The 26,902-nt window shown below is 56.4% G+C and carries 26 protein-coding genes; 6 read left to right on the top strand and 20 right to left on the bottom strand.

The genetic code is table 11. The features are described from left to right. Nucleotides 1–164: 164 nt before the first annotated feature. From ruvB to aspS, 6 genes are all read right to left on the bottom strand, one after another. The gene (ruvB, locus tag MUU51_RS17765; RefSeq protein ID WP_159776162.1) at nucleotides 165–1,175 is read right to left on the bottom strand and encodes a Holliday junction branch migration DNA helicase RuvB; all 1,011 of its coding nucleotides are present in this window, start codon (nucleotides 1,173–1,175) and stop codon (nucleotides 165–167) included. A gap of 8 nt (nucleotides 1,176–1,183) precedes the next feature. Beyond that, nucleotides 1,184–1,795, bottom strand: a complete 612-nt coding sequence (gene ruvA / locus MUU51_RS17760; RefSeq protein WP_110512263.1) for a Holliday junction branch migration protein RuvA — start codon at nucleotides 1,793–1,795, stop codon at nucleotides 1,184–1,186. 83 nt (nucleotides 1,796–1,878) lie between these two features. Further along, nucleotides 1,879–2,400: a crossover junction endodeoxyribonuclease RuvC gene (gene ruvC, locus MUU51_RS17755; RefSeq protein ID WP_159776165.1), complete on the bottom strand. Its 522-nt coding sequence runs from the start codon at nucleotides 2,398–2,400 to the stop codon at nucleotides 1,879–1,881. 33 nt (nucleotides 2,401–2,433) lie between these two features. Then, nucleotides 2,434–3,174: a YebC/PmpR family DNA-binding transcriptional regulator gene (locus MUU51_RS17750; RefSeq protein WP_110512265.1), complete on the bottom strand. Its 741-nt coding sequence runs from the start codon at nucleotides 3,172–3,174 to the stop codon at nucleotides 2,434–2,436. 27 nt (nucleotides 3,175–3,201) lie between these two features. Continuing rightward, nucleotides 3,202–3,645, bottom strand: a complete 444-nt coding sequence (gene nudB / locus MUU51_RS17745; protein WP_159776167.1) for a dihydroneopterin triphosphate diphosphatase — start codon at nucleotides 3,643–3,645, stop codon at nucleotides 3,202–3,204. Between the two features lies 1 nt (nucleotide 3,646). Continuing rightward, nucleotides 3,647–5,434 (bottom strand): aspartate--tRNA ligase, encoded by a 1,788-nt coding sequence (aspS, locus tag MUU51_RS17740; RefSeq protein ID WP_159776170.1) that lies wholly within the window; start codon nucleotides 5,432–5,434, stop codon nucleotides 3,647–3,649. Between the two features lie 245 nt (nucleotides 5,435–5,679). Between aspS and MUU51_RS17735 the strand changes: the two genes are divergently transcribed. Genes MUU51_RS17735 through cmoB form a run of 5 tightly spaced genes read left to right on the top strand, consistent with a single transcriptional unit; the run spans nucleotide 5,680 to nucleotide 9,275 of the window. Next, nucleotides 5,680–6,246 carry a hydrolase gene (locus MUU51_RS17735; protein ID WP_159776173.1) on the top strand — a complete coding sequence of 189 codons (567 nt, stop codon included), beginning with the start codon at nucleotides 5,680–5,682 and terminating at the stop codon, nucleotides 6,244–6,246. 8 nt (nucleotides 6,247–6,254) lie between these two features. Then, nucleotides 6,255–7,073 (top strand): DUF72 domain-containing protein, encoded by an 819-nt coding sequence (locus MUU51_RS17730; RefSeq protein WP_258968258.1) that lies wholly within the window; start codon nucleotides 6,255–6,257, stop codon nucleotides 7,071–7,073. A gap of 53 nt (nucleotides 7,074–7,126) precedes the next feature. Next, on the top strand, nucleotides 7,127–7,522 hold the full coding sequence (locus tag MUU51_RS17725) for an MAPEG family protein (RefSeq protein WP_258968245.1): 396 nt from the start codon (nucleotides 7,127–7,129) through the stop codon (nucleotides 7,520–7,522). 38 nt (nucleotides 7,523–7,560) lie between these two features. Continuing rightward, a complete protein-coding gene (gene cmoA / locus MUU51_RS17720; RefSeq protein WP_159776824.1) occupies nucleotides 7,561–8,304 on the top strand; it encodes a carboxy-S-adenosyl-L-methionine synthase CmoA in 744 nt (247 codons plus the stop codon). Further along, complete coding sequence (gene cmoB / locus MUU51_RS17715) at nucleotides 8,301–9,275, top strand: tRNA 5-methoxyuridine(34)/uridine 5-oxyacetic acid(34) synthase CmoB (protein WP_159776823.1); 975 nt, start codon at nucleotides 8,301–8,303, stop codon at nucleotides 9,273–9,275. Before cmoA ends, cmoB begins: the two co-directional genes overlap by 4 nt. Nucleotides 9,276–9,507: 232 nt before the next feature. Here cmoB and cutC read toward each other — a convergent pair whose 3' ends face one another. Both cutC and MUU51_RS17705 read right to left on the bottom strand, forming a co-directional pair. Next, complete coding sequence (cutC, locus tag MUU51_RS17710) at nucleotides 9,508–10,251, bottom strand: copper homeostasis protein CutC (RefSeq protein WP_159776822.1); 744 nt, start codon at nucleotides 10,249–10,251, stop codon at nucleotides 9,508–9,510. A gap of 66 nt (nucleotides 10,252–10,317) precedes the next feature. Continuing rightward, nucleotides 10,318–10,890, bottom strand: coding sequence for a VOC family protein (locus tag MUU51_RS17705; RefSeq protein WP_159776821.1), 573 nt, complete (start codon nucleotides 10,888–10,890; stop codon nucleotides 10,318–10,320). Between the two features lie 189 nt (nucleotides 10,891–11,079). Here MUU51_RS17705 and argS point away from each other — a divergent pair, with 189 nt between their 5' ends. Continuing rightward, nucleotides 11,080–12,813, top strand: coding sequence for an arginine--tRNA ligase (argS, locus tag MUU51_RS17700; RefSeq protein WP_159776820.1), 1,734 nt, complete (start codon nucleotides 11,080–11,082; stop codon nucleotides 12,811–12,813). Nucleotides 12,814–12,859: 46 nt separating this feature from the next. Here the strand turns inward: argS and lpxA are convergent, their stop codons facing one another. The 12 genes from lpxA to tar all read right to left on the bottom strand — a co-directional run bounded on the left by lpxA (nucleotide 12,860) and on the right by tar (nucleotide 26,871). Further along, complete coding sequence (lpxA, locus tag MUU51_RS17695; protein WP_159776819.1) at nucleotides 12,860–13,651, bottom strand: acyl-ACP--UDP-N-acetylglucosamine O-acyltransferase; 792 nt, start codon at nucleotides 13,649–13,651, stop codon at nucleotides 12,860–12,862. A 165-nt stretch (nucleotides 13,652–13,816) separates the two neighbouring features. Then, complete coding sequence (gene bglB, locus MUU51_RS17690) at nucleotides 13,817–14,956, bottom strand: beta-galactosidase BglB (protein ID WP_159776818.1); 1,140 nt, start codon at nucleotides 14,954–14,956, stop codon at nucleotides 13,817–13,819. A gap of 4 nt (nucleotides 14,957–14,960) precedes the next feature. Then, nucleotides 14,961–16,544, bottom strand: coding sequence for an MFS transporter (locus MUU51_RS17685; protein WP_258968244.1), 1,584 nt, complete (start codon nucleotides 16,542–16,544; stop codon nucleotides 14,961–14,963). Nucleotides 16,545–16,813: 269 nt separating this feature from the next. Next, on the bottom strand, nucleotides 16,814–17,206 hold the full coding sequence (gene flhE, locus MUU51_RS17680) for a flagellar protein FlhE (protein WP_258968243.1): 393 nt from the start codon (nucleotides 17,204–17,206) through the stop codon (nucleotides 16,814–16,816). Next, on the bottom strand, nucleotides 17,206–19,284 hold the full coding sequence (gene flhA, locus MUU51_RS17675; RefSeq protein ID WP_258968242.1) for a flagellar biosynthesis protein FlhA: 2,079 nt from the start codon (nucleotides 19,282–19,284) through the stop codon (nucleotides 17,206–17,208). The genes flhE and flhA overlap by 1 nt, the downstream gene beginning before the upstream one ends. Continuing rightward, on the bottom strand, nucleotides 19,277–20,431 hold the full coding sequence (gene flhB / locus MUU51_RS17670) for a flagellar biosynthesis protein FlhB (RefSeq protein WP_159776814.1): 1,155 nt from the start codon (nucleotides 20,429–20,431) through the stop codon (nucleotides 19,277–19,279). Before flhB ends, flhA begins: the two co-directional genes overlap by 8 nt. 142 nt (nucleotides 20,432–20,573) lie before the next feature. Further along, the gene (gene cheZ / locus MUU51_RS17665) at nucleotides 20,574–21,218 is read right to left on the bottom strand and encodes a protein phosphatase CheZ (protein WP_159776813.1); all 645 of its coding nucleotides are present in this window, start codon (nucleotides 21,216–21,218) and stop codon (nucleotides 20,574–20,576) included. Nucleotides 21,219–21,228: 10 nt separating this feature from the next. Beyond that, entirely contained in the window at nucleotides 21,229–21,618 is a 390-nt protein-coding gene (gene cheY / locus MUU51_RS17660) for a chemotaxis response regulator CheY (RefSeq protein WP_110512346.1), read from the bottom strand. A gap of 15 nt (nucleotides 21,619–21,633) precedes the next feature. Next, nucleotides 21,634–22,683, bottom strand: a complete 1,050-nt coding sequence (locus MUU51_RS17655) for a protein-glutamate methylesterase/protein-glutamine glutaminase (RefSeq protein WP_159776812.1) — start codon at nucleotides 22,681–22,683, stop codon at nucleotides 21,634–21,636. Further along, on the bottom strand, nucleotides 22,680–23,546 hold the full coding sequence (gene cheR, locus MUU51_RS17650) for a protein-glutamate O-methyltransferase CheR (protein ID WP_159776811.1): 867 nt from the start codon (nucleotides 23,544–23,546) through the stop codon (nucleotides 22,680–22,682). The genes MUU51_RS17655 and cheR overlap by 4 nt, the downstream gene beginning before the upstream one ends. Before the next feature lie 22 nt (nucleotides 23,547–23,568). Beyond that, nucleotides 23,569–25,173, bottom strand: a complete 1,605-nt coding sequence (gene tap, locus MUU51_RS17645) for a methyl-accepting chemotaxis protein IV (protein ID WP_159776810.1) — start codon at nucleotides 25,171–25,173, stop codon at nucleotides 23,569–23,571. A 36-nt stretch (nucleotides 25,174–25,209) separates the two neighbouring features. Continuing rightward, nucleotides 25,210–26,871 (bottom strand): methyl-accepting chemotaxis protein II, encoded by a 1,662-nt coding sequence (gene tar, locus MUU51_RS17640; protein WP_258968241.1) that lies wholly within the window; start codon nucleotides 26,869–26,871, stop codon nucleotides 25,210–25,212. Nucleotides 26,872–26,902 lie beyond the last annotated feature (31 nt).

Raw genomic sequence — 26,902 nt, 5'->3', positions numbered from 1 at the left:
AGTCGTAGCGTGAAACGAGATCAAGTGCCTGTCCAATGTGCATAAAAAAATCCGGAAACGGGTGAGCATTTCCGGATTCTTACACAGCCACTGGATCGATCAACCGATCCTTAACTGATCGGCATTAGCCCAATAGGGCGTTTTTTTATGCAGCAGAGTGGCGCTTAGGGCATTTCCGGCGGCGTGATACCGAAATGGTTCCAGGCTCGCACCGTCGCCATACGTCCGCGCGGGGTGCGCTGCAAAAAGCCCTGCTGAATAAGATACGGCTCCAGCACGTCTTCAATGGTTTCGCGTTCTTCGCCAATCGCCGCCGCAAGGTTATCCAGCCCGACCGGGCCACCGAAGAATTTGTCGATCACCGCCAACAGCAGCTTGCGGTCCATATAATCGAAGCCTTCCGCATCGACGTTGAGCATATCCAGCGCCTGAGACGCGATATCCGCAGAAATGGTGCCGTCATGGCGCACTTCGGAGAAATCACGCACGCGACGCAGCAAACGGTTGGCGATACGCGGCGTACCGCGTGCGCGACGCGCCACTTCGAGTGCGCCCTCTTCACTCATCTCCAGGCCCATGTAACGGGCGCTGCGTCCGACAATGTGCTGGAGGTCAGGTACCTGATAGAACTCCAGACGCTGCACGATACCGAAACGGTCACGCAGTGGTGACGTTAATGAACCGGCGCGCGTGGTGGCGCCAATCAGCGTAAACGGTGGCAGGTCGATTTTAATCGAACGCGCGGCCGGGCCTTCACCAATCATGATATCCAGCTGATAGTCTTCCATCGCCGGATACAGCACCTCTTCAACCACTGGCGATAGGCGATGAATTTCATCAATGAACAGCACATCATGCGGTTCAAGGTTAGTCAGCATCGCCGCCAGGTCACCCGCTTTTTCCAGCACAGGACCGGAGGTGGTGCGCAGGTTAACGCCCATTTCATTGGCGACAATATTCGCCAGCGTCGTTTTACCGAGCCCCGGCGGGCCGAAAATCAGCAAATGATCGAGCGCTTCACCGCGCAGCTTCGCCGCCTGTATAAAGATTTCCATCTGCGAGCGCACCTGCGGCTGGCCGATGTATTCCTCCAGCAGCTTCGGGCGAATAGCGCGGTCAACCACATCTTCGGGTACGACACTTTCTGCAGAGACCAGGCGGTCAGCTTCAATCATCCGTTACCTCACATCGCGGCGCGTAGCGCGTCGCGGATTAGCGTTTCACTGCTGGCATTCGGGCTGGCGATTTTGCTCACCATCCGGCTGGCTTCCTGTGGTTTATAGCCCAGCGCCACCAGCGCAGCAACCGCTTCCTGCTCGGCGTCGTCGGTCGCCTGGCTTGCCGGAGAGGTCAGTACCAGATCGGATGCCGGGGTAAACAGGTCGCCGTGCAGGCCTTTGAAGCGGTCTTTCATTTCGACCACCAGACGTTCAGCGGTTTTTTTGCCGATACCCGGCAGCTTCACCAGCGCCACGGAATCTTCACGTTCAACGGCATTAACGAACTGCGCCGCCGACATGCCTGAAAGTATAGCCAGCGCCAGCTTCGGCCCTACGCCATTGGTTTTGATAAGCTCACGGAACAGGGTGCGTTCCTGCTTATTATTAAAGCCGTACAACAGCTGCGCGTCTTCACGTACCACGAATTGCGTGAAGACAGTGGCTTCATTGCCCTGCTCCGGCAGTTCGTAGAAACAGGTCATCGGCATATGCACTTCATAGCCCACGCCGCCCACTTCCAGTAATACCAGTGGGGGTTGTTTTTCCAGAATGATGCCTCTGAGTCTGCCGATCACGTGACGCTCCTGCGTTGGGGACAAAATACGAATGTCGTATCATAAAAAAAGGCTGGATAAATATCCAGCCTCTATTGTCTTATTTAGCGTAATCTTCCGCGTGCCAGATTAAGCCGCGTGTCGCTTATCTGCATCGCATTCTGATTGACGTGGCAATGCGTGATAGCAATTGCCAACGCATCAGCGGCATCCGCCTGAGGGTTGGCCGGCAGTTTGAGCAGGGTTCGCACCATGTGCTGCACCTGCGTTTTGTCCGCGCCGCCGTTCCCTACTACGGTTTGTTTCACCTGACGTGCCGCATATTCAAATACCGGCAAATCCTGGTTTACCGCCGCCACAATCGCCACCCCGCGCGCCTGGCCCAGCTTGAGAGCTGAGTCGGCGTTTTTCGCCATGAATACCTGCTCAATGGCAAAAATATCCGGCTGAAACTGGGTAATGATTTCCGATACGCCTGCGTAAATCAGCTTCAGGCGCGACGGCAGGTCTTCCACTTTGGTACGAATACACCCGCTGCCAAGGTAAGTTAACTGCCGTCCAACCTGGCGAATGACGCCGTAACCAGTGACGCGCGAACCCGGGTCAATACCGAGAATGATGGACACACGCGCCTCCGGTGGTGGTGTTAAGCTGCCCCATTAGAGCGTAGCTGCAACCTCATCAGAGATCTCACCGTTGTGATAAACTTCCTGCACGTCGTCGCAGTCTTCCAGCATGTCGATCAGACGCAGCAGTTTTGGTGCCGTCTCTGCATCCATGTCCGCTTTAGTGGACGGGATCATCGATACTTCAGCGTTGTCTGCTTTCAGGCCTGCCGCTTCCAGTGCATCACGTACCGCGCCCATTTCTTCCCAGGCGGTGTAGACGTCGATTGCGCCATCGTCGAAGGTCACAACGTCTTCAGCACCGGCTTCCAGCGCGGCTTCCATGATCACATCTTCATCGCCCGCTTCGAAGGAAATCACGCCTTTTTTGCTGAACAGATAGGCTACGGAACCGTCAGTGCCGAGGTTGCCCCCGGTTTTGGTGAAGGCATGACGCACTTCAGCCACGGTACGGTTGCGGTTGTCAGACAGGCATTCCACCATCACCGCCGTGCCACCAGGACCGTAACCTTCATAAATGATGGTTTCCATGTTCGAATCTTCATCACCGCCAACGCCACGCGCGATGGCGCGGTTCAGGGTGTCACGCGTCATGTTGTTCGACAGGGCTTTGTCGATAGCCGCACGCAGACGTGGGTTAGAACCCGCATCGCCGCCGCCCAGACGCGCCGCAGTGACCAGTTCGCGGATGATTTTGGTAAAGATCTTACCGCGCTTGGCATCCTGTGCCGCTTTGCGGTGTTTGGTGTTGGCCCACTTACTATGACCTGCCATAACTAAAGTCTCCGAAAAGATCGGCCATCAGGCCGTTTTAATTACAAATTCTTCAATCGCCTGCCGGTTGCTCCAGGACTTAGTGAGCACAGCTGCTTCAGGAGCAGCAACCCAGCGCCAGGCGAGATGTTCACTTATCTCAATCTGACGCTCATGGGGCAGCGCAAGACAGAACCACGATTCTGTATTGCGTTCGATACCCGGCGCATAGCGATGGCGTAAATGCGTGAAAATTTCAAACTCCACCGTGCGCTGACAGTCAATTAAGGCCAGCGGCTCTGAGGCCACGTCAATGGCGACCTCTTCCTTTACTTCACGCGCGGCGGCTTGCAACGCGGTTTCCCCCTCCTCCAGACTGCCGGTTACCGACTGCCAGAAATCAGGGTCATCGCGTCGCTGCAACATCAGCACCCGTTTCGTATCCTGCGCATATATCACGACCAGAACGGAAACAGGCTGCTTGAATGGCATATTACTTGTTCTCCGCAGACTCTTTTGGCTCTTTCGCCACAACCTGAATTCCCAGCTCGGTCAGCGAAGCCGGATTTGCGAAGCTTGGGGCCTCGGTCATCAGACAGGCGGCAGCGGTGGTTTTCGGGAAGGCGATAACGTCACGGATATTATCAGTGCCGGTCAGCAGCATGGTCAGACGATCCAGACCAAATGCCAGGCCCGCGTGTGGCGGAGTGCCGTATTTCAGGGCGTCGAGCAGGAAGCCGAATTTCTCACGCTGTTCCTGTTCGTTGATGCCGAGAATACCGAACACGGTCTGCTGCATTTCACCGTTGTGAATACGCACGGAACCGCCGCCGACTTCATAGCCGTTGATCACCATATCGTAGGCGTTCGCGACGGCGTCTTCCGGGGAGGCTTTCAGCTCTGCCGCCGTCATCTCTTTCGCCGAGGTGAACGGGTGGTGCATTGCGGTCAGGCCGCCTTCGCCGTCGTCTTCGAACATCGGGAAGTCGATAACCCACAGCGGCGCCCATTTAGCTTCGTCGGTGATGCTCAGGTCTTTACCGAGCTTCAGACGCAGCGCGCCCATTGAATCGGCAACCACTTTCTTGTTGTCCGCGCCGAAGAAGATCATGTCGCCGTCTTGTGCACCGGTACGGGCAAGAATGGCTTCCACGATATCAGCGTTCAGGAATTTAGCGACCGGGCTGGTGATACCTTCCAGGCCTTTAGCACGCTCGGTGACTTTGATGTAAGCCAGGCCTTTCGCGCCATAGATTTTGATGAAGTTACCGTAGTCGTCGATCTGCTTACGGCTCAGAGCTGCACCGCCAGGAACACGCAGCGCAGCCACACGACCTTTGGCATCATTTGCCGGGCCAGCAAACACCGCGAACTCAACGCTTTTCAGCAGGTCAGCAACGTCAACCAGTTCCATTGGGTTACGCAGGTCCGGCTTATCGGAACCGTAACGACGTTCAGCTTCAGCGAAGGTCATGATGGGGAAATCGCCCAAATCCACGCCTTTGATTTCCAGCCACAGCTGACGAACCAGCGCTTCCATCACTTCACGCACCTGTGGTGCGGTCATGAAGGAGGTTTCTACGTCGATCTGGGTAAATTCAGGCTGACGGTCAGCGCGCAGGTCTTCGTCACGGAAGCATTTAACAATCTGATAGTAGCGGTCAAAACCGGACATCATCAGCAGCTGTTTGAACAGCTGTGGAGACTGTGGCAGCGCGTAGAATTTGCCTTTATGAACGCGGCTCGGTACCAGGTAGTCACGCGCACCTTCCGGCGTGGCTTTGGTCAGCATCGGGGTTTCGATGTCGAGGAAATCATGCTCATCCATAAAGCGACGCACGAAGCTTGTGATCTTCGCACGGGTCTTCAGGCGGTTTGCCATTTCAGGGCGGCGCAGGTCGAGGTAGCGGTACTTCAGACGCGCTTCTTCAGTATTGACGTGATTAGAATCGAGCGGCAGCGCGTCTGAACGGTTGATGATAACCAGGTCGGACGCCAGCACTTCGATTTCGCCGGTCGGCATATCGGTGTTGACGTTTTTCGCATCACGTGCACGCACGGTACCGGTGATTTGAATGCAAAATTCATTGCGCAGTTCAGACGCCAGTTTTAAGGCCTCTGCACGGTCCGGATCGAAAAAGACCTGCACGATACCTTCGCGGTCACGCATATCGATGAAAATAAGGCTGCCGAGATCACGACGACGGTTAACCCAACCACACAGCGTCACTTGCTGCCCAACGTGGGACTGACGCAGCTGCCCGCAATATTCTGTACGCATGAGAGTTCCCTTAACTTAGCCGCAGGCACACTTGTCGCAGCTTTATCTGAATGTCACAACTGGATGAAAAAAGGGGGCTATTATACTAGAAATTCTCGCCTACGATAAGACCGTTGCGCACCAGCCGCACGTTTGCTGTACGCTTATTGCGGGTACTCACAAAAATTAACAAAAATTGTGACGCACGCCCGGCACGACTCAGCGTATTGTTAGCCACCTAATTATGTGATTTAACGGGGATAAATATGTTGGAACTGAACGCAAAAAAAACAGCACTGGTAGTCATTGATCTTCAGGAAGGCATTCTCCCGTTTGCTGGCGGCCCGCACACGTCCACTGACGTGGTAACAAAATCGGCCAAATTAGCGGCCAAATGCCGTGAGCAAGGTTCACCTGTGGTCATGGTTCGCGTTGGCTGGTCAGCTGACGGCGGCGACGCAGTGAAAACGCTGGTCGATGCTCAGGTTCCTGCGCATAAACTGCCAGAAAACTGGATGACCTACCCGACGGCGCTCGGTAAAAAAGACACTGACATTGAAGTCACCAAACGTCAGTGGGGCGCTTTTTACGGCACCGAACTGGAACTTCAGCTGCGTCGTCGCGGTGTAGACACCATCATTCTGTGCGGCATCTCCACCAACATCGGTGTGGAATCCACCGCGCGTAATGCCTGGGAACTGGGCTTCAACCTGGTTATCGCCGAAGATGCGTGCAGCGCTGCCGACGCGGAACAGCATCAGGGCAGCATGACCAACATTTTCCCACGTATCGCCCGCATCCGCAGCACTGAGGAAATCCTCGCGGCGCTATGACAAACGCGATGATTTACGTAGGACTTCCGCAATGGTCGCACCCTAAATGGGTGCGCCTTGGCATTACCAGCCTTGAAGAATATGCCCGCCACTTTAACTGCGTGGAGGGCAATACCACGCTGTATGCCCTGCCCCGCGCCGAAATCGTGCAGCGCTGGCATGAACAAACCACTGACGATTTTCGTTTCTGCTTTAAATTCCCGGCGACCATCAGCCATCAGGCCGCGCTTCGCCACTGCGACACTCTCACCGCCGAGTTTTTCAGCCGAATGGCTCCGCTGGACCAGCGCATCGGTCAATACTGGCTGCAGCTTCCCGCCACCTTTTCGCCTGCCGATTTACCTGCGCTTTGGCAGTTTCTCGACGGTTTACCCGATGCGTTTTCTTACGGCGTCGAAGTGCGTCATCCCCTCTTTTTCGACAAGGGTGATGCGGAGTTACAGTTTAATCGCGGGTTGCATGAGCGCGGCGTGAATCGCGTAATTCTCGACAGCCGTCCGGTACACAGCGCCGTTGCGCACAGCGAAGCGATGGTTGACGCCCAGCGCAAAAAGCCGAAAGTGCCCGTGCACGCCGTCGTCACGGCCAGTCACCCGATGGTGCGGTTTATTGGCAGCGATAACATGGCGCAGAATCGTGAACTGTTTGCAGTCTGGCTTAAAGCCCTGCCGAAATGGTCTCAGACCACCACCCCTTTCCTTTTCCTGCATACGCCGGACATCGCCCAGGCGCCTGAGCTGGTCGACACGCTGTGGAACAGTCTGCGTGACGTCCTGCCTGAGATTGGCCCCGCCCCGTCTATCCCGCAGCAAACATCTCTTTTCTGAGTTATCCTTCCTCACATGGCCAGTGCCATCAGCCAGTCTAAAAGGGAGTTTGTATGGTTAGCGCGTTGTACGCCGTGCTGGGTGCGTTGTTGTTAATTAAGTTTTCTTTCGATGTTGTTCGGCTGCGCCTGCAATACCGTGTGGCCTATGGCGACGGCGGCTTCAACGAGCTGCAAAGTGCTATCCGCATTCACGGCAATGCGGTGGAGTACATCCCGGTAGGCCTGCTGTTGTTGCTGTTCATGGAGATGAATGGCGCACAAACGTGGATGGTGCACGCCTGCGGCCTGCTGCTAATTGCCGGACGCCTGATGCATTACTGGGGTTTTCACCACCGACTATTTCGCTGGCGTCGTTCGGCAATGAGCGCCACCTGGTGTTCGCTGTTGCTAATGGTGCTGGCAAACCTGTGGTATCTGCCCTGGGAGTTGGTTTTCTCCCTGCGTTAGCGCACAATATGCCGTTTTTTATTTTCTGGAATCACGTTATGCCCCATCGCGACACGCTTTTTTCTGCCCCGATCGCAAGCCTGGGTGACTGGACCTTTGATGAACGGGTGGCCGAAGTTTTCCCCGACATGATCCAGCGCTCGGTGCCCGGTTATTCAAATATCATCTCAATGATTGGCATGCTGGCAGAACGCTTTGTGCAACCCGATACGCAGGTTTATGACCTCGGCTGCTCGCTCGGCGCAGCAACGCTGTCAATCCGCCGCAATATCGCCCATGAAGGCTGCAAAATTATCGGCGTGGATAACTCCCCGGCGATGGTTGAGCGCTGCCGACGTCATATCGACGCGTATAAAGCGCCGACGCCGGTCGATATCATCGAAGGCGATATCCGCGACATTGAGATTGAGAACGCCTCAATGGTGGTGCTCAACTTTACGATGCAGTTCATTGAGCCACCGGAGCGCCAGGCGCTGCTGGAAAAAATCCACAACGGCCTGAATCCGGGCGGCGCGCTGGTGCTGTCAGAAAAATTCAGCTTTGAAGACCAGAAAGTCGGCGAACTGCTGTTCAACATGCATCATGACTTCAAGCGTGCCAATGGTTACAGCGAGCTGGAAATCAGTCAGAAGCGCAGCATGCTGGAAAACGTGATGCTGACCGATTCGGTCGAAGCCCATAAAGCGCGCCTGCGCGCCGCTGGCTTTGCGCATAGCGAACTGTGGTTCCAGTGCTTTAACTTCGGCTCACTGGTCGCCCTGAAAGCCGGGGCGGACGAATGATCGAGTTTGGCAATTTTTATCAGCTGATCGCCAAAGATCCGCTGCTCTCTCGTTGGCTTGAAACCCTACCAGCGCAGATTGGCGCCTGGCAGCGTGACGCGCTGCACGGTCAGTTTAAACAGTGGTCTCGTGCCGTCGAATTCATGCCTGAAATTCAGCCGTGGAAACTCGACCTGCTGCACAGCGTCACTGCTGAGAGCGAACAGCCGCTCGGCGAAGGCCCGCTGATCCGCATCGACAAACTGCTGCGGAACCTGATGCCGTGGCGCAAAGGGCCGTTTTCGCTGTATGGCGTGAACATCGACACCGAATGGCGTTCCGACTGGAAGTGGGATCGCGTTCTGCCGCACCTCTCCGATTTAACCGGGCGCACCATTCTCGACGTCGGCTGTGGCAGCGGATATCACATGTGGCGCATGATTGGCGCGGGCGCGAAGCTGGCGGTCGGCATCGACCCGACGCAGCTGTTCCTGTGTCAGTTCGAAGCAGTACGTAAGCTGCTCGGCAACGATCAGCGCGCGCACCTGCTGCCGCTTGGCATTGAACAAATGCCGGTGCTGAACGCGTTCGATACCGTGTTTTCGATGGGCGTACTCTATCACCGCCGTTCCCCGCTGGAACATCTGTGGCAGCTGAAAGATCAGTTAGTCAGTGAAGGTGAGCTGGTACTGGAAACGCTGGTTGTTGAAGGCGATGAAAACACTGTCCTGGTGCCGGGCGACCGCTACGCGCAAATGCGCAACGTGTACTTTATCCCGTCCGCGCCTGCGCTAAAGCAGTGGCTCGAAAAATGCGGGTTTGTCGACGTACGCATTGTTGATATGAACGTCACCAGCACCGAAGAACAGCGCCGCACCGAGTGGATGACCACCGAATCGCTGGCCGAATTCCTCGACCCGAACGACAGCAGCAAAACCATCGAAGGCTACCCTGCCCCACTGCGTGCCGTGCTGATTGCGAAAAAGCCGTAAATTACCCTCTGACGAGAATGGGCACTTTTTATCCAAACTATTTCAGGTTGCAGCAAGGCGGCAACGCAGCAAACCCCCGGGAGCTTACACGAGTAAGTGACCGGGGTGAGCGAGGCAGCCAACACCGCTGCGGCCTGAAATAGGAAGGATAAAAAAAAGAGGCCCCTGTTAAAGGCAGGGGCCTGGTACAAATACGCATCACATTGGGCGATATGATGCACGGTAAAAATCGCTATTTGCTGTAACGGTTAACTATCGCCTTCATCTCCGCTACCGATTCGCCATTGACGGCGTATCGTGAGTATTCGTCTGCCGTCGGGTCGGTTGACATCGACAGCCCCGGGTTTCGGTATTGCATCACCGAGGGGATCCATTGTCCGGCAGAGCTGTGAAGCTCTTTTACGCCTGCACCGAGGAACAATTCCAGGTTGTTCGCCCGCACGCCTGCTCCGGCCATAATGATTGGAGCATCACCCCGGGCAATTAGTTCCCCAAGAAGTGAAAGACCTTTTTCCGCCGTCTGCTGTTGGCCGGATGTCAGAATGCGCGCCACGCCCAGTTCTGCAAGATTATCAAAGGCCTGCTGCGGATTGACGCACATATCAAACGCCCGATGAAACGTGACAGCAAGCGGACCGGCAGCGGCCATGATTTCATGCATCCGTGGCATATCGACCTGACCATGGACATCGAGAATCCCAATAACCAGCCCCGGAAAACCGAGTTCACGCACCGTACGCACATCGTCCAGCATCGCTGCAAATTCACCGTCGGTGTAGCAAAAATCCCCGCCGCGCGGGCGAATGATCGGATGCACCGGGATGGTCACCTGCTGGCGCGCCGATTTCAGCACGCCAATCGACGGCGTTAAGCCGCCTTCCAGCGGCGCGGCACACAATTCAATTCGGTCAGCGCCTCTTTCCTGCGCCTCACGCGCACATTCCATGCTGTAACAGCACACTTCCAGCAAAGCCATTCCCTTCTCCTTTTCGTTCGGGTGCGCCATCATGACACAGTCTCAAAACGCAGATCCCGAGTAAGCTCACATTGTGGCGTCGCCTGCTTCGCTCGCCACAATGTCTTCGATAGTCCACGGGTGAAATTTAATGGTGACCTTGCCGTCAGTGACCGCCAGAGTCGGGTTTGGCAGACGTTCACGCTCGCCTTTTGGCGAACTGGTTTTGACGAAAATACCCGGCTGGCTTAATCCTTCGTCGGACAACAGCGCCAGCGCGCGGGCATTCAGCGTTTCAGGGTCGCCCGGCAGCACGATTTCAATATGTTCCCAGCCTTCGTGCGGGTAACGTTTTTCACCCGGCCATGGCAGTTCCACCACGCTGAATTGCCAGTGCGCGACGCACACCGGTTCATGCAGTTTGAACAGGCAAATTGGACGACCGTTAATGATGTTTTCCGACAGCAGTTCGCCACACTGCTCTAACCCGCTGCGCCAGCGTTCTGCGGTAGCATTCTGGTGGCAGCGCAGGGAAATATGGTCGGCATTCAGCGGGGCGATGTGCAGGCCCAGACGGTCAGTAAGATCCGTCAGCGCCTGCGTAAAACGCGGCAGATCCGCCGCTATATCCTGTAATGCTTCGATGGTTTTCCAGTTCACGTTTCGCCCTCGGTCCGGTTTTTGCAGGCCGTTAATTTACCCTGTTGGCCCGGCACAACCAACTGCTGATTAACGCGCCGTTCCAGGGCTGACGGGCCGCTGCAAATGCAGTATACTGACCGGCTTAATTTGTCCCCATTTCGGCGTTGTTCCGGCAAACGTACAGCGCCATAAACGTAAGGTATTCCGGTGAATATTCAGGCTCTTCTCTCAGAAAAAGTCAGTCAGGCCCTGATTGCGGCAGGTGCGCCAGCCGATTGTGAACCTCAGGTTCGTCAGTCAGCAAAAGTACAGTTTGGTGACTATCAGGCCAACGGCGTGATGGCTGTTGCCAAAAAACTGGGCATGGCGCCGCGACAACTCGCAGAGCAGGTTCTGTCTCATCTCAGCCTCAACGGCATCGCCAATAAGGTTGAAATCGCCGGTCCTGGCTTTATCAATATCTTCCTGGACCCGGCGTTTCTGGCGCAGGGCGTGAACGATGCGCTGAAATCTGACCGTCTCGGCGTAGCGCTGCCAGAAGCGCAAACCATCGTTATCGACTACTCTGCGCCAAACGTGGCGAAAGAGATGCACGTCGGCCATCTGCGTTCCACCATCATCGGTGATGCCGCAGTGCGTACTCAGGAATTCCTGGGTCATAAAGTTATCCGCGCGAACCACGTCGGTGACTGGGGTACCCAGTTCGGGATGCTGATTGCGTATCTGGAAAAACAGCAGCAGGAAAATGCCGGTGAAATGGCGCTGGCGGACCTCGAAGGTTTCTATCGCCAGGCGAAGCAGCATTACGACGAAGACGAAGCCTTCGCCGAGCGCGCGCGTAGCTACGTGGTGAAACTGCAGGGCGGTGACCCGTACTTCCTCGAGATGTGGCGCAAGCTGGTCGACATCACCATGGAACAAAACCAGATTACCTACAACCGTCTGAATGTCACCCTGACTCGCGACGACGTAATGGGCGAAAGCCTGTATAACCCGATGCTGCCGGGCATCGTGGCAGACCTGAAAGCTCAGGGTCTGGCGACCGAAAGCGAAGGCGCAACCGTGGTGTTCCTTGATGAGTACAAAAACAAGGACGGCGAACCGATGGGCGTCATCATCCAGAAAAAGGATGGCGGCTACCTTTACACCACTACCGATATCGCCTGCGCGAAATACCGTTTCGAAACCCTGTGCGCCGACCGCGTGCTCTATTACATCGACTCCCGTCAGCACCAGCACCTGATGCAGGCGTGGACCATCGTGCGTAAAGCCGGTTATGTGCCTGATTCCATTCCGCTGGAACATCACATGTTCGGCATGATGCTGGGTAAAGACGGCAAGCCGTTCAAAACCCGCGCCGGTGGCACCGTGAAACTGTCTGACCTGCTGGATGAAGCGCTGGAGCGCGCCCGTCGTCTGGTGGCAGAAAAGAACCCGGACATGCCTGCCGACGAGCTGGAAAAGCTGGCCAATACCGTGGGTATCGGCGCGGTGAAATACGCGGATCTGTCCAAGAACCGTACCACTGACTACGTGTTCGACTGGGACAACATGCTGGCGTTTGAAGGCAACACCGCGCCGTACATGCAATATGCGTATACCCGCGTGCTGTCCGTGTTCCGCAAAGCCGGTCTGGAAGAGAACGCTATCGTCAATGCGCCAGTGGTGATTAATGAAGAACGCGAGTCCCAACTGGCGGCGCGTCTGCTGCAGTTCGAAGAAACCGTAAACGTGGTTGCACGTGAAGGCACGCCGCACGTGATGTGTGCGTACCTGTATGACCTCGCGGGCCTGTTCTCCGGCTTCTACGAGCACTGCCCTATTCTGAGCGCCGAAAGCGAAGAGATTCGCAACAGCCGCCTGAAACTGGCGCTGCTGACGTCGAAGACGCTGAAGCTGGGTCTGGATATGCTCGGGATTGAAACCGTCGAGCGTATGTAATCACAAAAGGCTCGTCACTCCCGGTGACGGGCCTCTTCAACTCACGTTAGCGCACAATTCCCCGCGCAGAACGCGCAAAGAACCTGTCATAAAGCCCAATCACCGGGAAATCGCTTTCCAGTATTTTTAACGTCTTTTTCACTTCATCGATGGCCAGCGCCTGCTTGTAGACACGCTGATACAGCTCATAAATGAGACTCTGCTGTTCTTTATTTAACGCCTGGAACAGGCAGGACGCTTCATTTACGCCCAGTGGAACCGCATGATTTCCGCCCGCGATCACGAACGGCGGCACATCCTGCACGACGCCTGACTGATCAACGATCCTGGCACCGCTGCCCAGCAAACAGAACTGATGGATCGCACACATGAAACCAACCTGTGCATCATCATCAAGCACAACGTGCCCGGCAAGCCCGCTATTGTCGCCAATCATCGTCCCGTTACCTACCACGCAATCGTGGCCGATATGCACGCCGTTGAGAAACCGATTTTCATCGCCAATGGCGGTGGTACTCAGCCCCTGCACGGTCCCTCGATGAATCGTGGCATTTTTGCCTATCTGATTTCGATCGCCGATAACGACCGTCGTGGGCTCATTCGCGTATTTAAGGTCCTGATTGCTTTCACCGATAGAAGCGTACTGGCCGAAGGTATTGTCGCGACCAATCGTGGTCAGCCCGTTAATCACCGAAAAGGCCCCAATAACGGTGCCTTCACCTATCACAACGCCAGCAGAAATTACACAAAAAGGGCCAATACTGACGTACGCACCGATAACAGCCCCGGACTCCACCAGACTGCTGGCAGCGATACGGGACAAGGGAGAAATGGACAAAAGGTGATCCTGGTGGGGGGAGAGCGACAGTGCGGAGCATAATGAATTGCGCGGCACTTTACGTCATTTATTTAATATTAAATTTAAACAGGTTTACCCCTTTTGTCGGCAAGGTTGATTTCGCTAGAGTTTACAGGCCTGGTCCCCCAGGCCTGTCGGGTGCCATTAAAAGTATTTGTGCAAATATTCCGTGAGGCAGAGGATCGCCATCGCCTGACCATAGGGCATAGAGGTCAGCGGAATTTGGCGATAGAACTCAAGATTACTGCCCATACCGGTGCCAAACGATGTTTGCAGCAACTCCCCTTCCGGCGAGATATTCGCCACAATGCCCTGAATCGCTTTCTCTGCCACTTCTGCATATTCCGCTGAAACGTAGCGTTTGCGCACGGCTTTCAGAATACCGTAGGCAAACCCGGCGGTTGCCGAGGCTTCCAGATAAGAGTGCGGGTCATCCAGCAGCGTGTGCCACAGGCCGCTGTCGTCCTGACATTTCGCCAGCGCAGCAACCTGTGCGTTCAGCACCTGCACCAGATAACGACGCACCGCGTTGTTCTCCGGTAAGTCCACCAGCTCGAGGAAATCCGGAATAACGATAGTCAGCCAGCTGTTGCCGCGCGCCCAACGGGCGTTGGCAAAGTTATGCTTGCCGTCGTAATTCCAGCCGTGGAACCACAGCCCGGTCTCACGGTCCATCAGGTTTTGCACATGCAGCAGGAACTGATAAATCGCCTCTTCCACGTATTCAGGCCGATCAAGCAGCTTGCCGATTTTCGCCAGCGGCATCACGGTCATCATTAGCGTGTCGTCCCACATCTGCTGATGGTTCTCTTCCGCCAGCGTAATGTGCTGCATGCCGCCGTGTTCCGTACGCGGCATGTCGTGCATCGCCCACTCCGCCCAGCTTTCGAGCCACGGTAGATAGGCCGGGTTACGCGTTTCTTCGTAGCGATACGCCAGGGTCAGGAACGGCGCCATGGTGTTCACATTTTTGGTGGTCGCCCCTTCGGCAAAGCGGTCGGCGAACCAGCCATCAATAATGTCACGCATCTGCCCATCACCGGTCTGCTGGAAATACTGGTGAATGCCGTACAGCCCCACACCGTGCGTCCACTCCCAGCCCGCCCATCCTTTGGTATCGATCACCCGCCCGTCGTCCAGCCGCAGCAGGAACTCTCCGCTCTCGTCCTTGATATTGACCAGATTGTGGGTCACTTTCTCGATCAACGCCTTCAGTTCGTCCCGGGCGATGAAGCGCTCCGGTTGACACAGTAATGGGCTATGTTTGACAGGCCAGACTTTCATTTGATTAACCTCTGTTATATTTCGAATTCAATAGAGCAGCCTGCTTCAGCGACGGTGCCGCAGGCTTATTGCGATTCAGATAACCGATATTGTTGTTGCCCCACAGGGTGTCGAACGGCATTCCCGCCAGCATTTCCACCGTGGCTTTCGCTTCTGGCGTTGTGGCTTCGGCAAAGGCATGCCCGGACTCACGCATTTTGGCGGTCTCTTCACGCAGAATGCTGTGGGTTTGCAGGTTCAGTTTAAAGCGCAGGGAGACCAGGAAACCGCAGGCCAGCACCACCACCGTCCCGACGCTTAAGATCATCAGGATGGTGTGATTGACTTGCGCTGTCTGAATTTTCTGCCCGGAGACAAAGCCAGAAAGCTGCATGATGATCCCCACCAGCATGATGGCCCCGGCCTGAGAGGCTTTACGCGTCAGGGTCATTATCCCGGCGAAAATCCCCTCGCGGCGCTGGCCGGTGATCACTTCATCTACGTCAGCAATATAGGTGTAGGTATTCCACGGCACATAGTTGATGCCGCCGCGCCCCAGACCCGCCACGGCCGATACCAGCAGCATCAGCGACCAGACATCGCTCAGCCCAGCGTAGTACAGAACGGCGTAAGAGAGTGCGCTCAGACCAAACAGCACCACCACAATCCGGTATGACGGCGCAGGCCCAAAGCGGATGCACAGCGGCATCATGGCGATCACCGCGATGAACTGGAAACTCGCCATGGTGCCCATCAGGTTTGAAGCAAATGACGCCTCCTGCATCAACACAAACACCACGTAGTAGGTAAACACCGCGTTGAACACGTCCTGCGCGATGTAGCCCCCGAGATACATCCCGAGATGCTGGCGGAAAATTTTGATACGCAGGGTGGAGTTCAGTTCGATTATCAGGCGGTTAAGGCTCTGGGCCAGCGACAGATGCTTTTTCTCTTCTTCAGCACGCAGCGCAGCTTCGCTCCAGTTTTCACGCGGACGTTCCCAGGTGAAGAACCAGACAAACGTCAGCATCATCGCGCACAGCACCGAGAACACCAGGCTTGCGTAGAAGAAGGAAACTGCGTTGTCCTTACCGAAGTGCGTCAGCAAGATGCCTGGCAGGAACGAGGCCAGAATCGCCGACATTTGCGCCATCGAAATACGCGCCCCGGAGAATTTCGTTTTCTGTTTAAAGTCGTCGGTCATTTCCGGCACCAGCGTTTCGTACGGCACCAGAATCATGGTGTAGACGATATCAAACAGCAGATAGGTCAGCAGGTAGTACCAGAATCCCATGTCGCCGACCCACATAAAGGAGTAGCTGAACACGCACGGGATGCCGAGCATAATGAAGAATTTGCGGCGCCCAAAGCGTTTCCCAAGCCAGGTGGAGCCGAAGTTATCGGTTAAGAACCCCATCAACGGGCTGACGACAGCATCCAGAACCCTCGCCGTCGCGAAGATTAGGGTGGCTTCAATCGGAGAGAGTCCGCAGAAGGTGGTGTAGAAGTATAAAAGCCAAGCGGCGGTGAGCGCGGTGGTTCCTGCGCCGAGAAAATCTCCCGAGCCGTAGGCAAGATAATTTGCTAATCCGATTTTACGTGTTTTCATTGCCGTAAATCCCGTGTTTTTATCAGGAAAGCCCGCCTCATCTGGTACAGAGGATGCCCTTACACGGCTACAGTAGAGTGATGCCGACGGTTAAACCTTTTCGTTTCTGCCAGATACTCACCGGGGATGGCAAAAATGCAAAGAGTCAGACTACGTGCTTCACTGATTTATAAAACAACGTTTTGATTGATTCAAAAGTAGAGGTCAAAATTGCGAGCCTGCCTGCAGAATACAGACAGGTCAGGGGGTTCGGGCGGATACAGTTTGCGTTAGCGGTAATTGACAATAACCTGGTTGCTCTGAACATTGAGCGCGGGGATCAGTCGCCCACCGCCCGGCACTTCCCAGACGAAACGCAGCGGTTCCGACGCGGGGATATTCTGTAATCCCCAGGTATTGCCGCTTTGGCCGTCGAGTTCGACGCAGCGGGTTTGCGAACATAAACGCACCCGCAGCCCGGCGGGCGTGGGGCCAATCAGCGTGTAACGCCACGCAATCATCGTCACCCGTCCGCTGGCCGGTTGCGATGACACCAGCGGCGAGGACGACATGGATTCGCCGCGATGGCTGAGCATCACGCCTTTGCTGCTGGCCTGCCAGGCGCCCTCACCCGCAGCCTCTGCCATCAACGGCAGCGCCAGAAGCCATAATAAATGACGCATTATTTACCTCCGATGGTCGCGGTCATGCGAATCTGGCGGTTGTCCGACAACTCCAGATTCGACAACACCACCAGTTGCGGCAGATTACGACGCAGGAAGCGCGACAACAGCGGACGCAGGGCATGATTCACCAGCAGCACCGGTGGCGCACCGAGCATTTCCTGGCGGGACAGCGCTTCCTGAGTCTGCGCTAACAGTCTGTCAGCCAGACCCGGCTCCAGCCCGCCACCGTTTTGTAATGCCTGTAACAGCAAGCGTTCCAGCGGCGTATCCAGCCCAATCACCTGCACTTCACCGTTCCCCGGGAACCACTGCTGCGTAATAGCCCGGCCGAGCGCCACGCGCACCACATTGGTGAGTTCATGCGGATCGGTCTGCACCGGCGCATGTTCCGCCAGCGTTTCCAGAATGGTGCGCATATCGCGGATTGGCACTTTCTCATCGAGCAGATTTTGCAGCACTTTATGCAACGTAGTCAGCGTCACCACGCCCGGCACCAGATCCTCGGTCAGTTTCGGCATCTCCTGAGTCACGCGGTCGAGCAACTGCTGCGCTTCCTGGCGGCCAAACAGCTCAGCCGAGTGCAGGCTTATCAGATGGTTGAGGTGGGTGGCGACCACGGTACTGGCTTCCACCACCGTAAAGCCCTGGATTTGCGCCTGCTCTTTCAGCGCGCTCTCAATCCAGATAGCGGCCAGGCCAAACGCCGGATCGACCGTCGGTTCACCGGGAAGCGTGCCCGCCGCGGTGCCCGGGTTAATCGCCAGCCAGCGGCCCGGATAGGCATCGCCGCTGCCGATATCCACGCCTTTTAACAGAATTCGGTAGCGCGCGGGCGGTAAATCCATATTGTCGCGGATGTGTACCACCGGTGGCAGGAAGCCCATCTCCTGAGCGAATTTTTTGCGAATAGAGCGGATGCGGCCCAGCAGCTCGCCATCCTGCTGCGAATCCACCATCGGGATCAGGCGATAACCCACCTCCATTCCCAGGGTATCTTCCAGCTGTACGTCATTCCACGTCGCTTCGATGGCCTGCGGATTTTCCTGCGTGCGCACCGGAGCCGCTTCCGCTGGCGCCTGCTGTTCACGACCGCGTAGCCACCAGGCCAGACCCAACAGCGCGGCGGTAAACAGCAGGAACACAAAGTTTGGCATTCCCGGCACCAGGCCGAGCAAGCCCAATACCGCGGCGCTCAGCATCATGACGCGCGGGTTGCTGAACAGCTGACCCACCATCTGCTCACCGACGTCCTGATCGGTGGCCACGCGGGTGACGATCACGCCCGCTGCGGTGGAAATAACCAGCGCCGGGATCTGCGCCACCAGGCCATCACCGATGGTCAGCAACGTGTAGGATTCAGCGGCTTTATCGAGCGACAAACCGTGCTGTAACACGCCAACTAGCAGGCCGCCAATAACGTTAATCACCATGATCAAAATACCGGCGACGGCATCACCACGAACAAACTTACTCGCACCGTCCATCGAGCCGTAGAAGTCCGCTTCCTGGGTCACTTCCGAACGGCGACGTTTGGCATCTTCTTCACCGATCAGCCCGGCGTTGAGGTCAGCGTCGATCGCCATCTGTTTGCCCGGCATCCCGTCCAGCACAAAACGCGCGCCCACTTCGGCGATACGCCCCGCACCTTTGGTGATAACCATAAAGTTGATGATGACCAGAATAACGAACACCACGATACCAATGGCAAAGTTACCGCCGACCAGGAAGTGGCCGAAGGCCTCCACCACTTTTCCCGCCGCAGCGGCCCCGGTATGTCCGTCCATCAAAATGATACGGGTCGACGCGACGTTCAGCGCCAGGCGTAACAGCGTGGTGAACAGCAAAATCGTCGGGAATGCGGCGAACTCAAGGGTGCGCTGGGTAAACATCGCCACCAGCAGCACCATGATTGACAGCGCAATATTAAAGGTAAACAACAGGTCGAGGATGAATGCCGGAAGCGGCAGAACCATCATCGACAGGATCAACAGGATAAGGATCGGCCCGGCAAGCACTTGCCATTGGGTCGATTTGAAGCTTGCGGGCAGACGCAGCATTGCGACTAAATTAGCCATCGGTGTCATTCTCGTTCAAAAAATCCAGTGCTTCAGGCACCGGCAAATTATCAGGTTTCTTCGGCGGCGCACCGCCCGCCAGACGCCAGCGTTTGAGTTGCCAGACCCAGGCCAGAACTTCTGCCACCGCGGCGTACAGTGTGCCGGGGATCTGTTGCCCAATTTCAGCATGGCGGTAGAGTGCCCGGGCCAGCGGCGGAGCCTGTAAAACCGGGATACGGTTTTCTTCGCCAAGCTCTCGAATGCGCAGCGCCACCAGGCCCGCGCCCTTCGCCACCACTTTCGGCGCGCTCATTTTGTTTTCTTCGTACTTCAACGCCACCGCGTAATGCGTTGGGTTGGTCACAATCACGTCAGCTTTCGGTACATCCGCCATCATGCGACGCCGCGCCGCCGCACGCTGCATCTGACGAATACGCCCTTTAACGTGCGGGTCGCCTTCGCTCTGTTTAAATTCGTCACGAATATCCTGGCGGGACATGCGCAATTTTTTGATGTGGCTGAAAATCTGGAAGAAGACGTCGAACCCGACCATCGGGATCACCCCCAGCGCCACCAGTAAAGCGCAAAGCCCAACCAGATTCAGGGCGTTGCCCATCGCCGTCATCGGCGATTCACTGATCAGGCGCATCATGTCCGGCCAGTGCACCCAGACAAATATTCCGGCCACGCAGCCCACCAGCACCGATTTAAGAATGGCCTTTAGCAGTTCCGCCGCCGACTGCGCAGAAAACATTTTTGCAATGCCCGGAAACGGGTTCAGCTTATCGAATTTGAAGGCCAGCGATTTCGGACTAAACACCAGGCCGCCCAGCATCACCGGGCCGAGGATCGCCACCACCACCACACCCACAATCAGCGGCATCAACGCCAGCATCGCCTGCTTGAGCAGCAAAATGATTTGGCCAAGGATAAGGTTGGGATCGTTAACAATGCTGTGGTCAAAATGCAGTCCGGACGACAACAAACCCGCCAGCCTGCGCGCCAGAGATTCTCCGCCGAACCACAGGACACACACGCCAACCAGCAAAATCAAAAATGAGGTCAGCTCGCGCGAACGCGGGATCTGCCCGTCCTCACGCGCCTTTTCCAGCCGTTGGGGTGTGGGAGCTTCTGTTTTGTCTTCGTTGTCGCTTTCGTCTGCCACAAGCCACATCCTGCCGATACAATTCTGAGGATATAATGCCAGTGCAGGTCGCGCATGATGCGCAGAGAAGATGCGTTTTTGTAGGCTAATTTAGCCCATCAGAAAGGCTGACCATCCCGTATGGGATGGCCTGTGAAGCAGATCAAAAGCCTAAACTGTCTAACAGGTCATCCACCTGATCCTGACTGGCGACTACACCAGCCTTGCTGGTATCGACCTGCGGACCATTGAGCAAACTGTCGCTTTCGCGTTTCTGTCGGGTAGATGCATCCGGCATATTTTCCAGCAGCACCATCAGCAGCTGACGCTCTATCTCCTGGATAACATCCATCATCCGCTTGATAACCTGCCCGGTCAGATCCTGGAAATCCTGCGCCATCATGATTTCCAGCAGTTGGGCATTGGTGAAACTGGTGTGTTTCGGCACGTCTGATAAATAGCTGCGGGTGTCGGTCACCAGCTCACGCGCATCGCTCAGTTCAATAGGATTTTCAAACCACTGATCCCAGCGGCCTGACAGCACTTTGGCTTCTTTTTCCATCTGGTTCTGGTGCGGCTGCGACAGCTCGACGCAGTTCAGCGCGCGCTCTGCCGCCTGAGCGGTCATCTGGACCACGTAGTCCAGACGGTCGCGAGCGTCCGGAATGGCTTCTGCCGCTTCGGCAATCGCCTGATCCAGACCAAGCTCGCGCAGGCTGTCACGCAGCATACGGGTCAGACTGCCGATCCGGGCGATAATATCGCCCGCTGAATGCTCGTCAGTCGGTTTCACGGGGTGTTGAGTCATCGTCATCGCCTCACATACCGAGCTTTTCGAAGATTTTGTTCAGCTTCTCCTCGAGGATAGCTGCCGTAAACGGTTTCACGACATACCCGCTGGCCCCGGCCTGAGCGGCAGCGATGATGTTCTCTTTCTTCGCTTCCGCCGTGACCATCAGCACCGGTAATGCTGACATCGCGCCATCACCGCGAATGGTTTTCAGCAGGTCCAGCCCATCCATGTTCGGCATGTTCCAGTCTGAAATCACGAAACCATATCCACCCGTCTGAAGTTTATTCAGCGCATCTACGCCATCTTCTGCTTCTTCAACGTTGTTGAAACCCAGCTCTTTCAGCAGGTTACGCACGATGCGACGCATGGTGGAAAAGTCATCCACAACCAGAAACTTAAGCTCTTTATCCGCCATTTAACTTCACTCCTCTTAAATACGTATTGCCTGTCCGGCACTGATTTTCGCCAGCATCTGCTGGCTTACCTGACTAAGATCGACCACTTCGCTGACACCACCCATATTGATGGCTTCACGCGGCATGCCGAACACCACACAACTTGCCTCGTTCTGCGCAATAGTCCAGGCGCCAGCCTGGTGCATCGCTAACATTCCGGCGGCGCCGTCGTTTCCCATTCCGGTGAGGATCACCCCCACCGCATTGCGCCCGGCGTTTTTCGCCACCGAATGAAACAGCACATCCACCGACGGACGGTGCCGGTTAACCGGCGGCCCGTCATGAATTTTGATTTGATAGTTGGCCCCGCTACGCGCCAGCTCCATATGTTTGTCACCCGGCGCGATGTAGGCGTGGCCTGGCAATACGCGCTCGCCGTCTTCGGCCTCTTTCACCGCAATCTGGCACAGCTTGTTCAGCCGTTCCGCGAATGAACGGGTGAACCCCGGCGGCATATGCTGGGTGATTAAAATTGCCGGACTGGTCAGCGGCAGAGGTTGCAGCACGTGACGAATCGCTTCGGTGCCGCCCGTTGAGGCGCCAATCACCAGCAGCTTTTCAGAGCTGAGCATCGGCCCGGCTTTGAGCGCCACCGGCGCTGCCAGCGTTTTATGCGCGCTAATCTGCGCCCGCGAGGCAGCCCGCACTTTGTCGGCAATCATTTCGCTGTAGGCCAGCATCCCTTCGCGAATGCCAATCTGCGGCTTGGTGACAAAATCCACCGCACCCAGCTCCAGCGCGCGTAACGTCACTTCCGAGCCTTTACCAGTCAGCGAGGAAACCATCACCACCGGCATCGGCCGCAGGCGCATCAGCTTCTCCAGAAAATCGAGGCCATCCATGCGCGGCATTTCGACATCCAGCGTCAGCACGTCCGGGTTATATTTTTTGATCAAATCCCGGGCAACCAGCGGATCTGGTGCCGTCGCGACCATCTCCATATCGCTGTGGCTGTTGACAATCTCGGTCATAATTTGACGCATCAGCGCCGAATCATCGACAGACAACACCCTGATTTTACTCATGCTTTATCCTTATTCAGCGCGTACACCGTCTGCCCCCGCAGACTGAACTCGCGCACGAGGTTGCTGAAGTTCTCTGAGTGCCCGGCAAACAGTAATCCGTCAGGCTTAAGCAGGGGAACAAAGCGGCGCAGGATCTCCTGCTGCGTCGTCTTGTCGAAGTAAATCATCACGTTGCGACAAAAAATCGCATCGAATGGCCCCGGCACGTTGTAGCTTTTATCGAGCAAATTCACCGGAGCAAAATCAACATAGTTCGCCAGCTCCTGGCGCACACGCACCAGGCCGTCGTGTGGCCCAGTACCACGCATGAAATAGTGCTGTAGTTGCTGCTGCGACAGCGTTTTCAGCTCATCCTGGCGATAAACGCCGTTCTGCGCTTTGTTCAGGACTTCGGTGTCGATGTCGCTGGCAAAAACCTTCCAGCGACCCGGCGCGGTGCCCAACGTGTCGGCGAGCGTGATGGCAATCGAGTACGGCTCTTCGCCGGTCGATGCCGCCGCGCTCCAGACGCGATACTCACCCTGACGCCGCTTCGCGTGCTCGGCCAAAGTCGGGAAATGGTGCGCCTCGCGGAAAAAGGCCGTGAGGTTAGTGGTCAGCGAGTTAATAAATGCCTGCCACTCGGCGTTATCCTGATTGGCCTCCAGCATTGCCAGATAGCGGCCAAAATCATCGAGACCGAGCTGGCGCAAGCGTCGCACCAGCCTGTTGTACACCATGTCGCGCTTGTGATCGGCCAGCACAATACCTGCGCGCTGGTAGATCAGTTGGCATATCCGACGAAACTGCGCGTCGGACAGCGCCAGGCGCTGTGTCATCTGCATGAGTAATGACGATTGCCCGTTGGGCAGAGTTGCAGTCATAGCGCCTTCTTCTTACGTCCTTTCAGGAAACCACAGGCACGGCAACTGGCGGTGCCCCTTCTTGATGATGCGGTACTCTTTTTTCTTCAAGTTCAAACAACGACACCAGCGCGGTCAGGCTGTCTGCCTGCCCTGCCAGCTGTTCGGTCGCCGCCGCCGCTTCTTCCACCAGCGAGGCGTTTTGCTGCGTCACCTGATCCATCTGGCTTACCGCCAGCGCCACCTGTTCGATACCACGACGCTGTTCGTCAGACGCCGAGGCAATCTCACCCATGATGTCGTTAACCTGGGTGACGGAACGGACGATCTCATTCATGGTGTTGGCGGCGGTATCCACCAGCGCAGAACCTTCCTGCACCCGGGACACCGACTCTTCAATCAGGCCTTTAATCTCTTTTGCCGCCTGGGCGCTGCGGCTGGCAAGGTTACGCACCTCGCCGGCCACCACCGCAAATCCACGGCCCTGCTCGCCCGCTCGTGCCGCTTCGACCGCCGCGTTGAGGGCCAGAATATTGGTCTGGAAGGCAATCCCGTCGATAACGCTAATAATGTCGCCAATTTTGCGCGAACTGGTGGCGATACCGTGCATGGTCTCCGCCACGTGTGACGCCTGCTCACCGCCGCGTTTGGCCGTCGATGCTGCTGTGCTCGCCAGGCCAGAGGCCTGTCGGGCATTGTCAGCGTTCTGCCCGACGGTGGCGGTCAGTTGCTCCATGCTCGCCGCGGTTTCTGCCAGCGACGCCGCCTGCTGTTCGGTGCGTGAAGAGAGATCGTTATTACCGGCAGCGATTTCCGAAATTCCGGTGTGCATCGCGTGACTGCCCTGCCGCACCTGGCTTACGGTGTCGCGCAGCGCGGTTTGCATCGCTTTCAGTCCGGCAAAAATAGCCGATATTTCGTTCTTGCCGAACACCGACACTGGCCGCGCCAGGTTGCCCTGCGCAATACTGTTGAAGTGACTGCTGATAATGTTGAGCGGCTGAACGATCATGCGACGCGTCCACAGCAGTGCGCCGCTGGTAATCAGCGCGGCGAGCACCACCATGGCGATGAAAATCGCCGCCGAACGGTGATAATTCGCCTCGCTGGCGTGACGCGCATTTTGTACATACGCCCCAATATTCTGCTGCCAGGTGTGGTAGTTGGCGTCGAACGCGTCCTGTGCCGTTTGCACAGGCGCGGTCATAAAGTCTGAAAGCTGATTGCTTTCAAGCCAGGTCGCCTGGTGATCGAGCGCGGCGTGCAGGTCGGCATAGGTTTGCTTGCTTTGCGCCTGCAATGCGATGGCTTCATCATTCACCGGCGGGATCGCCATAAACTCAGCAAACTCTTTGTCCGCCTGTTTCAAATCCCGACGCGCGCTGGTCATCAGCTTTTTGATGTCTTCCGGCGGATAGCTCAACGCGGTCAGCGTTCCGGCTTTATTCAGCGCGGTGCTGGCCTGAAGCAACACCACGCGGGCGTCCATCAGACTGCTTAACTGCACATTCCCTTGCTCAACCTGACTGAGGTTTTGCTGTCCATCACGAAATGCCCAAAACGACAGCCCGTTACTGCCCACCTGTAACAGACCACACACCACCAGAATCAGAAACAAGGTGGTCGAGATACGAATTCGATTGAACATCACCACTCCCGATATACGGCAACAGGCCGCGTAAAGTTAAAAAGTTTCCCAGTTATCATCGATTCCGGCGGCGGCAACGTGCGGGCGCAGTGGCTCGCGGCTGGCCGGTGGAACGCTTGTCGTTTTACTCACTGCACGGTTGCTGACGGTGGCAATCTGAAACGCGGAAACGGCGCGGGCCAGGCTGCCTGACTGCTCTTCAAGTGCCGCAGCGGCGGCAGCGGACTGCTGCACCAGCGCGGCGTTTTGTTGGGTGACGCGATCCATTTCGGAGACGGCGAGAGCAACCTGATCGATGCCGCGGCTCTGTTCGTCGGAGGCCGAGGAAATCTCGCCCATGATGTCGGTGACGCGGGTGACGGCGTTGACGATATCGCTCATGGTTTCGCCCGCGCTTTCCACCAGTACCGAACCGGTGTCCACTTTTGATACCGAGTCTTCAATCAGGCCTTTGATCTCTTTTGCCGCCTGGGCACTGCGGCTCGCGAGGTTACGCACTTCCCCGGCGACCACAGCAAAACCACGGCCCTGCTCCCCGGCGCGCGCGGCTTCGACCGCGGCGTTGAGTGCCAGAATGTTGGTCTGGAAGGCAATCCCGTCGATAACGCCGGTGATATCAGAAATCTTCTGCGAACTGGCGGCGATGTCGTGCATGGTTTTCACCACGCCATCCACCACTTTGCCGCCGCGCTGGGCAGTTTCGGAGGCGCTGAGCGCCAGCTGCGACGCCTGACGGGCATTCTCGGCGTTCTGCTTCACGGTGGCGGTCAGCTCTTCCATACTGGCAGCGGTTTGCTCGAGGGCAGACGCCTGTTCTTCGGTGCGGGAGGAGAGATCGTTATTGCCGATCGCGATTTCGCTGGTGCCGGTGTAAATGGCGTCGGAACCCTGACGCACGCGGGTGACGGTGTCGATCAGCGACTTCTGCATCTGGTTAACGGTTTCGGCCAGCGCGGCAATTTCGTTACGTCCGCGCACGTTGACCGGCTGCGTCAAATCGCCCTGCGCAATTCGGCGCAAATGGCTCATCACGCCCGCCAGCGGATTAAGCAGAATGTGGCGTATGCCGTACCACGCCGCGGCGAGGATAATCACCAGCACAATGGCGATTGCCGCCAGCTGCCACTGGGCAAATTTGTAATCACGTTTGCTGGTGCTCAAGGCGTGCTGATAAAGGGTTTCGCTCTGCGTCGCATACTGGGTCATCGCGTCGCTCAAGCCGTTTTGCATCCCCTGCGTAGGCTGGGCGAAATAGGCATCCATGTTGCCGTTTTGCAGGAAGCCCACCAGTTCGGTCAGCCCGGCGAAATATTTCTGATAGCTCGCATCCACCGTAGCACTGACATCCGCCAGATCAGGCTGGGCTGTAAGCTCAGTGAAAGCCGCGTAGTGTTTTGCCGCCTCCGCCAGTGAGGTTTTGGCGTTGTTCAGCAGGTCCGTTTTGGCACTGCTTTGCTGATTGGCGGTGTCCATCATCATGCGCGCCGATGAGCGGCTCAGGTTGATGCGTGTTTGCAGCATCAGCTCCCAGGTTTTGCTCAGTTCGGTCTGACGGGTACGCAGCTCATTCGAGAGGGAAAAACTGTGCTGGTTTTGCTGCAGGGACGAGAACAGAAAGCCACCGGACAGCAGCTGAAGCAGTGCGAAGACGACCAGCACCAACATCAACAGGGTGACAACGCGGATACGGTTCAACATACAACACCTTTTCAATAACGTGATAGCGGTG

It is taken from the genome of Scandinavium manionii (assembly GCF_024764775.1).
GTDB classification, from domain to species: Bacteria; Pseudomonadota; Gammaproteobacteria; order Enterobacterales; family Enterobacteriaceae; genus Scandinavium; species Scandinavium manionii.
The sequence above is the reverse complement of the archived record's forward strand: the minus strand, read 5'-3'. Positions and strand labels throughout refer to the sequence as shown.

What these genes read in the sequence shown, in the direction of transcription:
- ruvB (WP_159776162.1), bottom strand. Translation starts at nt 1,175, where the DNA reads ATGATTGAAGCTGACCGCCTGGTCTCTGCAGAAAGTGTCGTACCCGAA.
- MUU51_RS17750 (WP_110512265.1), bottom strand. Translation starts at nt 3,174, where the DNA reads ATGGCAGGTCATAGTAAGTGGGCCAACACCAAACACCGCAAAGCGGCA.
- nudB (WP_159776167.1), bottom strand. Translation starts at nt 3,645, where the DNA reads ATGCCATTCAAGCAGCCTGTTTCCGTTCTGGTCGTGATATATGCGCAG.
- aspS (WP_159776170.1), bottom strand. Translation starts at nt 5,434, where the DNA reads ATGCGTACAGAATATTGCGGGCAGCTGCGTCAGTCCCACGTTGGGCAG.
- MUU51_RS17735 (WP_159776173.1), top strand. Translation starts at nt 5,680, where the DNA reads ATGTTGGAACTGAACGCAAAAAAAACAGCACTGGTAGTCATTGATCTT.
- MUU51_RS17730 (WP_258968258.1), top strand. Translation starts at nt 6,255, where the DNA reads ATGATTTACGTAGGACTTCCGCAATGGTCGCACCCTAAATGGGTGCGC.
- MUU51_RS17725 (WP_258968245.1), top strand. Translation starts at nt 7,127, where the DNA reads ATGGTTAGCGCGTTGTACGCCGTGCTGGGTGCGTTGTTGTTAATTAAG.
- cmoA (WP_159776824.1), top strand. Translation starts at nt 7,561, where the DNA reads ATGCCCCATCGCGACACGCTTTTTTCTGCCCCGATCGCAAGCCTGGGT.
- cmoB (WP_159776823.1), top strand. Translation starts at nt 8,301, where the DNA reads ATGATCGAGTTTGGCAATTTTTATCAGCTGATCGCCAAAGATCCGCTG.
- cutC (WP_159776822.1), bottom strand. Translation starts at nt 10,251, where the DNA reads ATGGCTTTGCTGGAAGTGTGCTGTTACAGCATGGAATGTGCGCGTGAG.
- bglB (WP_159776818.1), bottom strand. Translation starts at nt 14,956, where the DNA reads ATGAAAGTCTGGCCTGTCAAACATAGCCCATTACTGTGTCAACCGGAG.
- MUU51_RS17685 (WP_258968244.1), bottom strand. Translation starts at nt 16,544, where the DNA reads ATGAAAACACGTAAAATCGGATTAGCAAATTATCTTGCCTACGGCTCG.
- flhE (WP_258968243.1), bottom strand. Translation starts at nt 17,206, where the DNA reads ATGCGTCATTTATTATGGCTTCTGGCGCTGCCGTTGATGGCAGAGGCT.
- flhA (WP_258968242.1), bottom strand. Translation starts at nt 19,284, where the DNA reads ATGGCTAATTTAGTCGCAATGCTGCGTCTGCCCGCAAGCTTCAAATCG.
- cheZ (WP_159776813.1), bottom strand. Translation starts at nt 21,218, where the DNA reads ATGACTCAACACCCCGTGAAACCGACTGACGAGCATTCAGCGGGCGAT.
- cheY (WP_110512346.1), bottom strand. Translation starts at nt 21,618, where the DNA reads ATGGCGGATAAAGAGCTTAAGTTTCTGGTTGTGGATGACTTTTCCACC.
- MUU51_RS17655 (WP_159776812.1), bottom strand. Translation starts at nt 22,683, where the DNA reads ATGAGTAAAATCAGGGTGTTGTCTGTCGATGATTCGGCGCTGATGCGT.
- cheR (WP_159776811.1), bottom strand. Translation starts at nt 23,546, where the DNA reads ATGACTGCAACTCTGCCCAACGGGCAATCGTCATTACTCATGCAGATG.
- tap (WP_159776810.1), bottom strand. Translation starts at nt 25,173, where the DNA reads ATGTTCAATCGAATTCGTATCTCGACCACCTTGTTTCTGATTCTGGTG.
- tar (WP_258968241.1), bottom strand. Translation starts at nt 26,871, where the DNA reads ATGTTGAACCGTATCCGCGTTGTCACCCTGTTGATGTTGGTGCTGGTC.